The following is a 14,701-nucleotide window of genomic DNA, read 5'->3' on the forward strand; positions in this document are numbered from 1 at the left end:
CCACGCAGGTGGGGTTGGCTTGCGGTCCCAACTCCGGGGCGTCTGGTCTCTGAGTCAGCCCGCGTTGGCCAGGTCTAGTTGCACTCGGCTCGTCCTGAGGTCGGAGCTGATGGTGTCGACGTGCTTCGGGCGCGCGTTGAGCGCAACGACCTGATCGAATCGCGTCAGAGCACTACCGAGGCGATGGCGGATGCCGCCTACGCGGCGTGGCGCGCGGACATCCTCTCGGGCAAGTCGACCGTGCTGATCAGCGACTCGAACGAGGCCGTCGCAGCGCTGCACGTGCGCGCTCGCACCGAGCTGATTCTGGAGGGTCGGGTCGACGCGCTGCGCGAGGTCACCCTGCACGACGGAACCCGCGCCGCCGTCGGTGACACGGTCATCACCCGCCGGAACGATCGGCGGCTCTATGCGTCGCACAGCTGGGTGCGCAACGGCGACCGGTGGAACGTGATCCGCGTGCACCGGAACGGTTCGCTCGAGGTGCGGCGGCAGAGTGGGCGGCGGCGCAACACGGTGCTGCTGCCCGCGTCGTACGTCAGTCAGCACGTCGAGCGGGGCTACGCGGTCACCTCACACCGGGCGCAGGGAATCACGACCGACACCGCGCACGTCGTCGTCGCACCGAGCATGCCGCGCGAGAACCTCTATGTCGCGATGACGCGGGGACGCGAGGCGAACACCGCCTACGTTGCCGTCGACCGCCCCGATGTCGCCCATGTGGGGCCGCGACCTGGTGACGATACGGACGTGACGGCGCGCAACATCCTCTGTGGCATTTTTGCAGCACGTCGGCGCCGAGCTGTCAGCGCACGAGACTCTGGCGGCCGAGCAGGATGCGTGGGGATCGGTCGCACAACTCGCGGCGGCCGCGCAACACGACCGGTGGGCTTCTCTCGTGCGCGCGAGCGGACTGTCGCCTTCGCAGGTTTTAGATGTTGTCAACTCAGATGCCTTCGGCCCGTTGACCGCAGAGCTGCGGCGCGCTGAGGCGCACTTTGTCGACGTGGCGACGCTGCTGCCGCGAGTGGTTGCGGCGCGCGGGTTCGAGGATGCGCAGGACATCGCCGCTGTCTTGCAAGCCCGAGTCGCAGCCGTCGTGTTGCGGGACAATGGAGCCGGTCGCTCGCGGCGGACGCCGCGGCTCGTCGCCGGGCTGATCCCTCGTGCGATCGGGCCGATGGATGCTGCCCTGCACCACGCGTTGGCTGAGCGCGCCGACCTGATCGAGTTGCGCGCGGCCGCTGTGCTCGACCAGGCGTTGCTAGCGGGGGAGCCATGGACTCGAGCGCTCGGCGTCGCGCCGCGCGGTTCGGCCGCTAGCACGTGGCACCACAACGGATGCGCGATCGCGGCCTACCGCGACAGGTACGCCATCATCGGTGCGAAGCCGCTCGGCGCTATACCACAGTCGACGGCCCAGAGGCTTGACGCATCGCGGGCACACGCCGCGCTCGTTGAAGCCCAGCGAGTGGCTGATGTTCACTCCTTCGATGCACACGGACCGACTGTCATTACAGGTCTTCCACCTGCAGGCATCCGGATCTAAAATATTTCTTGGCAACCTCTATAACGCGCCATCGCTCGTTGTGATGAAATGACTTTCAGTCCCTACAGGTTCTTGTTGCCGAACATCTGAAAGGCCGCGCCATGTTCGAATTCATTTTGGCCGCCACGGCCCGCAGCTACTTTTTCGTGCGCTGGTTCATGCCGACCGCCATTGTGATCGACGCGATCAACACGCGGCGTGGGCTGAAGTGGGGTGTGCCGGCGATGCTGCTCGCCGTTCCGTATGTGATTGCAGCCATCTATTGCCGATCGCAGGTCGAAGCTGGTGGGCCAGGTTGGCTGAACCTGCTCGTGATCTTGTGTCTCTGGAACACGTTTAAGTTTCTGTTGATCGGGCCGATCAGCCTGCTGAAGTTGATGATGGTGCGCGTTCGAGAAGTCATGGGCCGTCGGCGCATGACCGGGGCGCTTCTCGCTGACGGCGTCCAGCACGTCGACGAGCCAGTGCTCGTGTCGAGACACGGCTGACGCCACGACACAGCCGGCCGCAACCTGCAGAATGACATCGCGTACTGCTTGGAGCCCGTCGCCGGGATCGGAGACGAGGATGCCAAGCGGCTCCGAGTCATGGTCGGGCGTGTGATCACAAATCCGACGGCGCATCGCTCTGAACTGCTTGGTTTGGTCATCGAGCTGGCCCCGCCGCCTGCCGAATAGTCGCGATCATGAACGCCTCGTCCGATGAGAACAAAGCGCCGGTAGAACAGCCGTCTGACCCAGACGCGGAGAAGCGGCGCCAGTATATGGCGGCGAATCGCGACCGGATCCGCGAGCTGAATCGGCTCTGGCGTTCGCAACACCTCGACCGGGCTCGTGAGCTCAATCGTGACTCGATGCGTCGGGCCGCGGCTCGCCGGCATCGTGAGGCGGACGTGCGGGCGCGAGGGAGGGAGCGTGCGAAGCGCTGGCGTGAGGAACATCCGGAGCGCAGGCGTGAGTATCAGCAGCGGTGGGTTGCAGAGAATCGCGGGAAGGTGCGTGAGTACTACAACCGCTACTACGAAGCTCATCGCGACGAGGTGAACTCCCGTGTCGCGGCCAGGCGGGATGCGGACCCCGAGCGCACGAAGCAGATTACCCGGCAGTGGGCCGAGCGCAACAAGGAACGGCGTGCCGACTTGCAGCGCAACCGGCGCAGCGACCCGGAGATCTACCAGTCCGAGCTGGAGGCCAACGCTGCCGCGCGTCGCCTCAAGCGCAGCCTGAATCGGGCCGGGCTCCCGCCGAAGCTTTTGCACGCGACGACTGCGGCCGAGCGCCGGACGAACGAGCGCGAAGCCGATGCCTATTTCAACGATCCATCGCGGCCCGAGCATCTGCGGCAGTTCACGGTCTTCGCCGAATCACTCACCGAGCACATGCTTAAGAATGGCGCCCGCATGCGGGAGTTCGCCGACGCTTACGTGGAGACCAGAGCACGCACGGGACTCCCGCCTGTTCCGGTGGAGAACATCGTTTACGCCCGAGCTGTCGAGATTGTCGCAGACCGGATGAGCCGGGTCGACTTCCTGACCAGCCGCGACGTCGCTGCGGCCGTGCGAGCTACGAAAGCCGAGGTCCGGCGCGAGGAGCGGCAGCGGCAGTTCGACGGACTCGTAAAGGGCGTCATAGCGGAGGTGCACCGCTATAGGGGCCGGTACGTCGTCGCCTCGACGATGGAGAACCAGGCGAGGGTGCAACGCGGTAAACCGCGTGCGTCAGTCGAGAAGCTGGTGGTTCAGCTTGCAATGCAGGAAGTCGTCGAGCGCGTGCCCACGGGCCTGCTGACGATCGAAGATGCCCACAGTGCTGCCCGCGTCGCGACGCTTCGGTCTGGTGTGGTTTTCAGGTCCGGCCAAGGCGGGGCAGTAGATCGCTCTCACCGACCGCCACTGGGATAGCACTTCACCTTTAGGTCCAGCCAATAAGTGGGTTTAGCCTCCCGATCGTCTCGAACGGGAGATGAACTGGCGGCCTCGAAAATTCAGGTTTGCACTGCGCGGCACGCCAGATGGAGCGCCAATCGCGCCTCGGGATCTGCCATGTCCACCCCGAGCAACTCCTGAACCCGTTGGATGCGAGTCGATACGGTGTTGCGATGCAGACCTAGCGCTGTTGCTGTCGCGGCGATCCTGGACTCGTTATCCAGGTAGGCCGACAGCGTGGATAGGAGTTCGTCGCTGCTCTCGCGCAGGGGCGCGAGGAGTGATTCTGCCGCGGGCACGAATGTGTCGTTGCGTGTCCAGGCGAGGAGAAGTTGTTCAAGCCCGAGTCCATCGACGCGCACGAACCACCCCGTCGCGGATCGGTTGACTGCAATGCGGGCGGCATCGGCTGCTTCGCTCAACGAAGCTGCGAGACCATTTGGTCCGTTTTCCATCGAGCCGACACCGGTCGCAACGTTGAACAGGCGACGAGCGCCAACGTGCAGTTCCCGGAGTGCGGCGATGTGCGTCTCGATCTGCTGCGGCGTCGGCATTTCCGTGAAAGTATGCCAGCCGCTGATACCGCGGCCGCTCGTGGTGGCATGTGCGTGAAAAGCGACGGTGCCGAGGTTTCGAGTGACGAAGCGCAGCAGCTGGAGAGTGTCGAGCCGGGTCCGCCCGATGATGCGAAACGCGAGGTGATAGCCGGTTGTGCTCCAACCGCGTTCCAACATGCGGCGCTCGACATCGCGGTCGGGGGTTCCGCTGAGGTCGAGAAAATCGCGAAGCAAGCCCGACGAGACCGAGGTGTCGCTCAGGGCTGCTACTTCATCGATGAGGATGCGCGCCGCGACGGCTGGCATGGCTACCTCGGCGGCGACAGCAAGGGCACGGAGCTGAGGGTCGCTGAGGCCATCACCGAAGAAGGCGATGCGTAGACCCTCGCGACTGGGACTGTCTACGCGAACGGATGCCGCGGTGCCACCACCAACGCGCGTGACGTCCAGCCACGGGGCGAAATCGATCGCAGTGTGCACTGACGGGTCGAGGTGTCCGCCCGCCTCGAGCAGCACCGTCTCAGAATCGATCAGAGCGATACCGTGGCCCACACTCGAGGACAGGTGTCGCAGGAGGTCGGGCAGGGCCTCGACATGATGTTCGATGGATTGCGCGACCTTGCGTACATAGCTGAGGGTGAGGGCGTCGTGGGCCTCCAGCAGGTGCCAGCACGCCTTCGCGAGCATCATCGGCCTGTCCACGTTAAGTAGGGTGAGGTTGAGGCGCGCTGCGAGGGCGCGAGTGCCGGTACCGAATCCGTCGGCTTCCTGCACGGCGAGGGCACGAAAGCCACGGTCGGCCCTTCGCCGGATCAGGGCATCCTGCTGCCACGGTGTGCCCGGAGGCGGTGTCGTCAGAACGGCGAGTAGTCCCTCACCGTCTGCCGGCAGCTCGGACTCGGTCGCTTCGATGACGACATCGGTCAGCTCCGTGTCCTCTGGGCCCGCGACAATTCTGAGGCCGCCATTCGAAGGATTCGCGAGAAGGGCGCTCAGCCACAGTTGTTCCTTCATACGCCACCGTCCAGTTCAGCCAGTCCGTAGGCCGATGGCACCACGTGTCGTATCCGCTCCGCGGAGCCGGACCACCAATCGGGCCCGGGCAGCCCAATGATGGTGATATTTCGGGCGATAGTGAGGTCGGTCACCTGCAGGATGTCGCGTGAGATCGCGTCGAGCACCACGATGATGGTCGGCGTGGATGCTTGCAGGAGACCGTCGGTAATGAACGCGAGTGACTCGGAGCGGGTGATGATGCGGTGTATCTCGCCAGCCTCTCCATCGACCAGAACCGCGCTCACGTGCGGATCGTTGGCATCCAAGTCGATCGCCATGATTCGACCCTGCCCAAGCACCCGACCACCGAGCACCTCGGCCAGCTCTGATAGGGGCGCGTCTGCAGCGGCTTCGAACGCTGTACCAAGGTGAAGGGCCCGGGCGATGCTGCCATGGATGGCATGCTCAGCGAGGTCACCGACAGTGAATCCCGCGAAAACGGCGCCACCGGCGCCACCTGCTTGAATAACGGCAGAGCGAATCACTCGCTCAAGATCGATTGGGCGATCAGTTTGCACGAGCAGCACCCCGCCCACGCCGGTGTCGCACGTCGCGAAGACACCCGGCACCCGGTCCACGAGAAGTGACATCTGGTCGAGATCAGGTACCGCGCGACCGGTGAGGTCGGCGTCGACCACCCTGTGTTTACTGGCGAACACCAGTGAGGTGAGGCCGTTGAGTCCGCCACCCTCGAGGGAACAGACAATTGGTATGCGGTCGCCGAGCCACCTTTCAGCTGCATGGATGAGGGGTGCGAACGGGGCCTCGCCAGGCAGGCGCTCGCCGAGGAGCATCGTCGAACCTACGAACGCGGCGCCGAGACACGGCAGCGCCGGGTCGAGATCAGCGAGGTCATAGAGGGTGATGGGCCAGGCCGAGGCATCAGCTAAGGCCAGTTCCAGCAGTGTCGTGGTTCCGCCGCCGCCCGAGCCGAGCAGTGAGAACCCGCGGGCGATCGCAGATAACTTCGCGTGCTCGAGAATTCTCACCATTCGCCAAGCTTAGGCGCGGGACTCCACTGGCACGAAAGGGTCAGTGAGGCCGAAGGCGGTCGGTCCGAACGCGGCGAGTGCTTCTGGCGTGCGCATCATTTCGGGTGTGGAGATTCCGAGAACTCGAACTCGCTGGCCGTACCGTAGCCCCTCGGTAGTGATTGGCTCGGCGGTCTCATGGTCGACGACGCAGATAAGATCGGGGACGATGGCTACGACTTCGCCGCCGCGACGGGCGATGAGATTCTCGTTCTGGAACACGATTTCAAGCGTCTCAGGATTTGCCTGATCAAGCGCCGAGATCACAGCCCGGCCCTTGGCAAAGCCGTCGGTGGTGCGACGATCGACGTCGGTGACTTTGCCTACGAAAAGCTCCCTCATGTTCGAGTACAGCGTCGGTGCTAACGTCTCACCGATAGCGTCGAAGGGCGAGCGGTGTTCCTCACGAGCCAAACGGATGGCACGGCCAAGATTGAGCGCCATCGATAAAGTGCGTGGAACCGCAGTGCGCTTTACGTCTGCTCCGCTCATGGCATATTCGGCGATGTGGCCAACGCCACCGAGACGGATCGTGATGCCGCGAGCGAGCCATTCCATCTGCCGGTCGTCGTCACCCGTGTCGATGATTACTCGTTCCCCGCGCTCACCGGCGAGGGCCAGGGGGGAACCGTGAACACCGTAGACAGCAAAGGTCTCCATCGAAAGTTCAGGGAACGCGCGGCCCATTCCGTCTGCGTCAACGACGGGAAGCCCCGTCTCTGCGGCGACGATGAGCGGGATCATCGAGTTGATTCCGCCGCATTCGATTGGCATCGTCGCATCCGCTCTCCTGCCGAGGTGCTCTTCCAAGGTGCGTAGTGCGAGCGTGGGTTCTGTGCCGGCCGGGATCTTCTCGATCATCACGGTCGGAGCACCCATTTGCGCGGTCGGAATGACGAAGAGGTCGTCAGCGATTTCATCGGGGTCGAGGATCGTGATCGAGCGGTCATCGAGTACCTGTTTGACGAGCATCAGACCGATGTAAGGGTCGCCGCCGCCGCCGGTTCCGAGGAGCGTCGCACCGCGCGCGAGGTCGGGGAGGTCGGCTGCTGTTAGCTGCCAGCTCATAGCACTGCCTCGACATGCGTGACGGTGCCGTCGAAGCCGTGGGGCGGCACGTCATAGCCAAAGTAGCCGGGACCTACCATGGCAAGTGCTTCGGTCGAGTGCCATCGTGGGTCGCTTGGGGCGCTGATAACTCGCACTCGCTGGCCGTAACGCAAACCTTCCGTCGTGATCGGTTCACCCGAGTCGTGCTCGACCACCATGATGAGGTCTGGTGTGGTTACGAGCGTGCGTCCGTCGGTTTCGGCGATGAGGTGTTCGTTCTGAAATGACAGAGTGAGGGTGGTGTCCGTTCCTTCAATGCGCGCGCGACCACGCGCGAATCCCGAAGTGGTGTTGCGCTGAACATCGACTACCTTGCCGGCGAAGAGCTCGCGGCCGCGGAGCAGGTCGACGATTCGCTCTACCGGGTCTGATTTCTCCTCGCGGGCGGCCGTAATGCCACGGCCGATTTCGACGCACTGCGTGAGCGAGCCGGGTACCAGCGATTCGCGTGCTTGAACGCCGGACATCGGGAAACCCGAGATCATCACCGAGCAGCCCATCTCCACGCAGGCGACCCGGGCGATGCGCTCGGTCCAGTTGTTGCTGATGGTCTGGAGCACGCCGACGTTTCCCTTTTCATCGCTGAATGCGAGCGGTGACGCGTTGATTCCGTACAGGGTCGGAAGGACCATCTGCAGCTCAGGAAAAGCCCGGCCCATGCCGTCGGCGTCGAGCAGAGGAAGCCCGAGGGCCGCCGCAGCTGCGATCGGGATCGTGGAGTTCACACCTCCGATTTCAGCGCAGGCGATGTGCGTGACCGGGCGGCCGAGGTGCGTGCCGAGAGCGAGTACGGGCGAGATGACCTCGTCGAGACTCGGAAGCTTCTCGACCATTACGGTGGGTGCTCCCATCATCGCAACGGTGAGCACGACTGCGTCGGCGGGCAGCTCATCCAGGCTGACGACGGATACGTCGCCGTATTTTCGAAGGGCCGCGGTGGCGAGCAGCGCACCGATGTAGGGGTCGCCACCGCCGCCCGTCCCGAGTACTGCGGCGCCGCGAGCGAGGTCCGTGATCTCCGTTGGAGTGATCGTCCAGCTCACAGTGTTCCTCCCATGTCGAGGTCGCCGACGGCCTTCGCACGGATGCGAGTGGCGTTACCAGGCAGATAGGGGATCGGCACTTCGTCGAAGTCGACGATGACAACTGACTGGGGAGAAGCGCCAGCAGAAATGGCCTTATCTACAGCTTCGGCGCGTACTTCTGCGAGGGTTTCCTCTCTTCGTCCCGGTTCGATCGAGTAAACCTTGTCGATCTCGCCGCCAACCTGTGCAATGGATGCACCGATCGCGTTCGCGACCGCGTAGTTCTCAGGGAGGTGCACGGCACCAAATAGGGGTAATTCGTCTGGCAGCAAGATAGAACCTCCGCCCACTGCCACAACAGGGATGGGCTCGGGGGACGTGCGCATGCGATCGACTGCCTCGGTGATTCGGTCAGTAATGCGGTCGAGCACTCGCTGCACGAGCGCGGGATCAAGGTGAGCGACCTTGGAAGGGTCGCCGATATCGGCGCGCCCGGCTGCCACGGCTATGTCCGTAGCTGTGAGCGTTGAACCGCCGAAGACCAGCGCTTCGGTGGTGAGTTTATAACCGACCGACTCGGGCCCGACCTCGCCGGTTTCGGTATTGACGATGCTGCCACCGCCAATGGCGAGCGAGAGCACGTCAGGCATCCTGAAGTTCGTCCGGATACCCGCGACCTTCACTTCATTGGCTGTTTCGCGCGGGAAACCATTGATAAGCAGGCCAATATCTGTCGTGGTGCCTCCCACGTCAACGACGGCACAGGATCCCAGCCCGCTGGTAAGGGCGGCCCCTCGCATCGAGTTGGTTGGTCCAGAGGCAAACGTCGCTACGGGGTAAAGACGCACGTAGTCCTCGTCCATCAGCGTGCCATCGTTCTGGCTCAGGAAGATCGGCGCCTCGATGCCCTGCTTCCGCACCGCGGCAGAAAGGCCGTCGATGATTTCTGCCGCCAACTCACGTAGCGCAGCATTGATGATCGTCGCATTCTCGCGTTCGAGCAGGCCAATTCGGCCGATCTCGTGGGAGAGCGATATAGCAACGTCTGGGCCCATCTCCTCGGCAATGATCGCAGCGGCCTGGACCTCAAGATCGTGGTTGACCGGGCTGAACACGGCAGAGATCGCAACTGAACGGATGCCGTGGGCCTTCATATCTGCTGCATGTTCCCTTAGCTCAGCAGGGTTAAGCGGCGAGATCGGCCGGCCATCGAATTCATAACCGCCGTGTGCGAGGTAGCTGCGGGCGTCGAGCGCTTCGATTAGTGTCTCCGGCCAGTCCACTAGGGGTGGCAGAGCCTTTGTTGCGGGTAGTCCTAGGCGGAGCGCTGCGGTCGGTGCGAGTCCCTTGGCCTGAACGAGTGCGTTGATGAAATGTGTTGTGCCAATCATCACAGCTTCGATCTGGTTCCCCTCGAAGTGGTGGCCAGCGCGGAGATTTTCGAGAGCCCGGACGATACCGTCCGTGACATCCGGAGTTGTGGAGTGTTTCACGCCTACGAGGGTGCGCGTGCCGTCCATGAGAACTGCGTCGGTGTTTGTTCCGCCAACGTCGATGCCGATGTGCATGTGAGTATGGTGTCGCTTTCGTTTGGAGTGATTAGCGCGTGAGCTCGGGGACAGGCTGTTGCGCCTGGATGGTCCGGACGGAGCCGACGCCACGAACCCAGCCGAGCTTGCCCGCGATGATGTAGAGCACCATTGATGTGAGCAGCGCGAGAATTGGCGGGATGCCCCACGTCACGAAGTAGCCGATCCCCGCGGAGACGACCCAGATGATGATTGTCGCCGGTACGATTCGCGGCGCCGACGTCGGCAGTGTTCCCGCCTCGCGGGTTGCGTCGAGATCGCCGCGCCACTTCTTCACGACGAAGTACTCAGCCACCATGATGCCTGCGATCGGCGGGAACGCGACGCCCAGGATGATGAGGAAGCCTGTGAACTGCGACAGGATGCCTGCTGCGGCGAGGATGGATCCGACGACGCCCAATACGACGGTGATTGTGACCCGGTTCAGATTCTTGTTGAACGTTGTGGAGATGAAGTTGATCAGTCCAAGGCTCGACGAGTAGAGGTTCCAGTCGTTGATCTTGAGCGTGCCGGTGATGACGATGATGAGGCCGATGAATCCGATCGAGGATGTGACGATCGCGACGATGTTGCCGGAAGCAGCTGCGTGAGCGAGCAGCACGCCCGCGAGCCCGATCACGAATTCTCCGAGGCTGACGCCCACAACGGTCTGCTTGATAACGTCGGCCCGTGAGCGGTTGAACCGAGTCATGTCAGCTGTGATGATCGCGCCGACGATGAGGCCGCCGGCGACGATGCCGGTGCCGGCCCATACGCTCATCGTCGGCCCGGGGGCGGGTGACGTGACGAGGCTGATCAAGGAATGATTACTGAGTTCGCTAATGACCGACCAGCCCACGAGGATCAGGAAGAGCGGCACGGTGATGTTCGCGAGCATTTGCATTCCCTTGAACCCGAACGCGACAATCGCCGTGACGGCGAGTCCGAAAATGAGGCTCCAGCCCCAGGCCGGCATCACACCCGGCATGAGCACGTCGAGAGACTCGGCGGAGATGGCGCTCTGGATGCCAAACCAGCCAATGAGGCTGATTTCGATTGCGAGCCCAACAAGTGAGGCACCGATCTCGCCGAAACCCGTCCAGCGGGCGAGAAGTGCGGTGTTGAGTCCCTCTTTCTGTCCGATGATGCCGACGACGCACATGATCACCTCGAGGATGATCGAGCCGAGAATGAGCGCGAGTGCCGCATTGGCGAAGGTCATGCTGTAGCCGAGGGTGGCTCCGAGGAGAAATTGCGAGAGCGCGGAGACTTGACCGAATCGCTGAACCGCGATTCCAAACCAAGGTTTCTGTGCAGCTGGGGTGACGCGGGAAAGGGCGAAATCGTCGGCATGAGCGGTGGGAGCCATGAGAATCCTTCTGGAAGCCGGAGATGATGTTGAGATCACGCTAGTCGGCGGCCTGCACCTACTCCCTGTGCGAAGTGCACGAGTACAAAACATATTTCAGCAGACTGCACATTTCGAAGACAGCCCAGCTGCGCGCAGCTGATCCGCGGGATTCTGCCCCCGTCACAGGCCGGTGATACCCTCCCGACGACTATCAAGTTGTTCAGTGTCGTGCGGATGTCCAATTAGATTCAGTCCTCGGTGCGCGGCGCGGCGCTCGCATCCGAATCGTCATCGACGCGCATGGCCGCCTGGATGCGTCGACGGAGTTCGAGCCACTGCTCGGCGGGGCCTTGCAGGGTGTGGTCGGCATTCGACGACGGATGCCACTCGGGCACCACCTGCGGGGACCAAGAGACATCGACGGTCACGAAGTCGACGATGCAGTGCGTGGCCGGCGTGTAAACGCGACGGCGCGCATCCATTGTCTCGACCGTCACGAGCACGCTGGTGCGGCCGGTGTGCAGGATGCGGGCGTGCACCTCCACGAGATTGCCCGGGCGATCGGGCGGGTGAAATGAACGTTGCCCACGTAGGCTGTGACGCAGCACGAGGCGCTCCAGCCGACCGCACAGGAGTGGGCCGAGCCCGGTGGACGATGCGTTGGAAGCCAGTACTCAACGCCTTCGCCATCACCGTTCGAGACCGCTGGCCGAACGCAGAATCCTACTTATGAAAAACGCCGGAAACACCGTTACCGGGATACTCCCCTCCTCGGGTTCGGTTGTTGTGCAAGACGCGCGTTGAGTGGGCAGTTCGGCCTCATGCTGGTGCCGCATGGTGCCCGCGTCATGTACCTATCGACCGCGGACACCAAATCCACACCTGCTTTCGTTACGTCGTGAGCACCGGGTCCGCTGGCGCGGCTAGCAGCCCCATGACCCAACATGAATGCAGGATTCGGCGGGGGTGGGAAGCCATAGTGCCCGACTACCGGCGCCCATCCTGCAATTGAGCGCGCGGATAAGCTCGGCACCCCTAGCTTCGAGATCCTGTCTCGATCACGAGCCGCGCTTTACGATCTGCTCGCTCCACCGCCCGTAGGTGGCGAGGTCGCGCAGGAGGCGGTCGGCGAAGGCGGGCTGAAGGCTGCGGGTGGTTCGCACCAGTTCGGCGGCTGTCGCGTACTCGGTCATGGCTCTGGCCGGCTTGTCCGTGCGCAGCCAGCGGTCGGCGGCCGTCAGGTTCTTGACCAAGTCCTTGGCGATCTTCTGCGGTACGCAGCCCTCGGATGCAGCGGTGATGGTGCGGCCGGACCAAGCACCGGCTTCGCGGACCGCGGCTATAAGGTCACTGTGGGGTGTTCGGGCATCCGTTCGGAAGACGCCTTCTGTCAGCGCGCCGGCCTGGGGTGCCGACAGCTGGTTATAGGCGAACAGCGCTGCGCCGTCACTGCCTGCGTCACGCACGGCCTGCACCTGGGCGAGCAGCACATCGGGGGTCGAGCCGCGGAAGGGGCCGTAGGTGGCGGTGTAGAGCAGGTTATCGGTGCCGACGATTCCGCGCATGAGTGCCGTCTCCTCGGCCACTGATTCTGCGGTGGTGCCGAAGGACATTCCGGTCAACACGTCAACATAGCCCGCCTTTACCCAGTCGGCCCAGTTCTGGAACTTCTTGGCCAAGCCGTCGGCCGGGTTGGGGAAGACTGCGGCGGAGATCTCAGCGTCTGGTGCCACCCGCCGCTGAAGGTCGCGTACCTCGGCAACGAACGAGGTCACTTGGGCTTCGCGCCAGGCGTCCCAGGCCTTCCACAGGGCGTCGGCGGGGGTCAGGGCGTAGGGATCGATGCCGTGTTCGGCCGCGAAGGCCTTCCTGGCATGGTCGCTGTAGGAGAATGATGCGGTTTCCCAGGGCTCGGAGACGGGGTAGCGAATGTAGTCCAGGTGCAGGCCGTCGACGTCGTAGTCGGTGAGGATCTCCTCGAACAGGGTCTTCACATACTGGCGCGGCTCCGGCATCGATGGATCGACGAAGTAGTAGCCGGCCTCCTGGGACGACGGCTGTGGGCCGACCTTGCCCACGTCCTCCCGCTCTACCGCAGCCCACTCTGGGTGGGCGGTCAGCACCGGGCCGGGGCCGTCACTCGCCGAATCGACGCCAACGAAGAACGTGTGCACCCACGGGTGCAGTTCGATCCCGCGGCGGTGCGACTCCTCCACCCACACCTTGAGCGGGTCGAAGCCCACCATCTCAGGTCGCTGCGGCGCGATACCGTATTCGGCGGCGACAGCACTCGGGTAGATCGTGAAGCCTTGCCATACGGTTTCTAGGAAGACCATGTTGAAGCCGGAGGTGTCGATGGCGTCCAGGGTGGCGCTGATCTGTTCGGGGGTGGTCTCGGTGGGCCGCACCCACAGGCCGCGACCCTCCACGGGCAAAGACTCGGCCGTGCGGTAGAGCGCGAGGTTGGCGCTTTCCTTGGCCGCGACGGCCCAGACCATCGCGCCATCCTGATCTCCGGCGGCGATGGCAGCCGAGGCCTTGGCAAGCTGAGTTTCAGCCTCGGTGGCCGCCGAGCTGGCGCCTGGGAGATCTGCGATGAGGCAGCTATCGGTGGCACCGGTGATGGCGCGGTCGGCCTCGGCGAACGCCTGCTCGGCACCGTAGAGGTAGGTGTCGGCATCGATGGTGAGGGTGACAATCCCGCCGGAGATGCTCACACGGGCGCCGAGCACAGCGTTGCTGGAGAGCCAGGCGCCGCGGCCGCCATGCCCGGAGAGTACGATGCCGTCGGCCGTGATTGCTCGGTTGCCACCGCCCCGGGCGATCACGCGGTCACCCGAGACGCTCACCTCGAAGCCGAAGTCGTTCGTGCCGGTGGTGGTCTGGCCAAAGGCCGGGGTGTAAAGGATGAGCTGCTCAGTGCCGCGGCAGCCGGGATAGCAATTGCCAGTGCCGGGATCCACGGCCGCCGGGTTCGTCGCTGCGGTGGGATCGGTGGCGTCGAGGGGGCTCGTGACCGTGCGGAGTGTCAGGTCTGCGATCGTGACGAGGTCGCCGACGCGCACGTGGTCGCGCAGGAACAGTCGCACGTCCGGGGTTCCACCTGGGGAGGCGGACAGCACCACACCATTGGTCGGAATCTTGTTGTTCCCCGGGTTTGAGCAGGACGTGAAGGCCGTGCAGACATCCAGGACCAGGTAGGAGCCTGCGGTCTCGGTCTTCTGGAGCACGGCTTCGCCGCCGAAGGAGTTGGTCTTGGTCTGGGCGCCGAAGTCGGGCGTGTAGAGCGCGAACAGGCCGCTGGTGCGGCTGGATGGGTCGATGGCACCGATCGATTGCACGCTTCCGTCGGCGGCGGTCGCCCGTGGGCCGGTTGGCGGCGCAGCGGAGGCATCCGCTGGCGCTGCGACTAGCGGCACCAGCAGCGCCATGGCGAGGGCCATGGCCAGGGTGGCCGATCGAGCGCCAAGCCAGGCGAATCGGCGGCTGCCGATCGCCTGGTGGGCGAGACTGATAGGTCGTGTGCGCAT

12 protein-coding genes are annotated in these 14,701 nt (G+C 63.9%); 4 read left to right on the forward strand and 8 right to left on the reverse strand.

The window, feature by feature from the left end; genetic code table 11:
• The first annotated feature begins 120 nt into the window (after window positions 1-120).
• The 4 genes from CXY73_RS05265 to CXY73_RS05280 all read left to right on the forward strand — a co-directional run bounded on the left by CXY73_RS05265 (window position 121) and on the right by CXY73_RS05280 (window position 3,449).
• The gene (locus CXY73_RS05265; RefSeq protein ID WP_146071637.1) at window positions 121-990 is read left to right on the forward strand and encodes a hypothetical protein; all 870 of its coding nucleotides are present in this window, start codon (window positions 121-123) and stop codon (window positions 988-990) included.
• Window positions 965-1,549 carry a hypothetical protein gene (locus CXY73_RS05270; RefSeq protein ID WP_104177054.1) on the forward strand — a complete coding sequence of 195 codons (585 nt, stop codon included), beginning with the start codon at window positions 965-967 and terminating at the stop codon, window positions 1,547-1,549. The genes CXY73_RS05265 and CXY73_RS05270 overlap by 26 nt, the downstream gene beginning before the upstream one ends.
• Before the next feature lie 101 nt (window positions 1,550-1,650).
• Window positions 1,651-2,037 carry a sulfate permease gene (locus tag CXY73_RS05275; protein WP_199185291.1) on the forward strand — a complete coding sequence of 129 codons (387 nt, stop codon included), beginning with the start codon at window positions 1,651-1,653 and terminating at the stop codon, window positions 2,035-2,037.
• 197 nt (window positions 2,038-2,234) lie between these two features.
• Window positions 2,235-3,449, forward strand: coding sequence for a hypothetical protein (locus CXY73_RS05280; protein WP_104177055.1), 1,215 nt, complete (start codon window positions 2,235-2,237; stop codon window positions 3,447-3,449).
• 83 nt (window positions 3,450-3,532) lie between these two features.
• Here CXY73_RS05280 and CXY73_RS05285 read toward each other — a convergent pair whose 3' ends face one another.
• The 8 genes from CXY73_RS05285 to CXY73_RS05320 form a co-directional block, all read right to left on the reverse strand.
• On the reverse strand, window positions 3,533-5,044 hold the full coding sequence (locus CXY73_RS05285) for a CdaR family transcriptional regulator (protein WP_104177056.1): 1,512 nt from the start codon (window positions 5,042-5,044) through the stop codon (window positions 3,533-3,535).
• On the reverse strand, window positions 5,041-6,078 hold the full coding sequence (locus tag CXY73_RS05290; RefSeq protein ID WP_104177057.1) for a DUF917 family protein: 1,038 nt from the start codon (window positions 6,076-6,078) through the stop codon (window positions 5,041-5,043). Before CXY73_RS05290 ends, CXY73_RS05285 begins: the two co-directional genes overlap by 4 nt.
• 9 nt (window positions 6,079-6,087) lie before the next feature.
• Window positions 6,088-7,185, reverse strand: coding sequence for a DUF917 domain-containing protein (locus tag CXY73_RS05295; protein ID WP_104177058.1), 1,098 nt, complete (start codon window positions 7,183-7,185; stop codon window positions 6,088-6,090).
• Window positions 7,182-8,270, reverse strand: a complete 1,089-nt coding sequence (locus CXY73_RS05300; RefSeq protein WP_104177059.1) for a DUF917 domain-containing protein — start codon at window positions 8,268-8,270, stop codon at window positions 7,182-7,184. Before CXY73_RS05300 ends, CXY73_RS05295 begins: the two co-directional genes overlap by 4 nt.
• Window positions 8,267-9,820 (reverse strand): hydantoinase/oxoprolinase N-terminal domain-containing protein, encoded by a 1,554-nt coding sequence (locus CXY73_RS05305; protein WP_104177060.1) that lies wholly within the window; start codon window positions 9,818-9,820, stop codon window positions 8,267-8,269. The genes CXY73_RS05300 and CXY73_RS05305 overlap by 4 nt, the downstream gene beginning before the upstream one ends.
• 31 nt (window positions 9,821-9,851) lie before the next feature.
• Window positions 9,852-11,189 (reverse strand): cytosine permease, encoded by a 1,338-nt coding sequence (locus tag CXY73_RS05310; protein WP_104177061.1) that lies wholly within the window; start codon window positions 11,187-11,189, stop codon window positions 9,852-9,854.
• 230 nt (window positions 11,190-11,419) lie between these two features.
• Complete coding sequence (locus CXY73_RS05315; RefSeq protein WP_369831212.1) at window positions 11,420-11,779, reverse strand: hotdog domain-containing protein; 360 nt, start codon at window positions 11,777-11,779, stop codon at window positions 11,420-11,422.
• A 450-nt stretch (window positions 11,780-12,229) separates the two neighbouring features.
• Window positions 12,230-14,701, reverse strand: a complete 2,472-nt coding sequence (locus tag CXY73_RS05320) for a glycoside hydrolase family 10 protein (RefSeq protein ID WP_104177063.1) — start codon at window positions 14,699-14,701, stop codon at window positions 12,230-12,232.

The sequence above is a fragment of the Cryobacterium sp. Y50 genome (genome assembly GCF_002929805.1).
Classification (GTDB): Bacteria; Actinomycetota; Actinomycetes; order Actinomycetales; family Microbacteriaceae; genus Cryobacterium.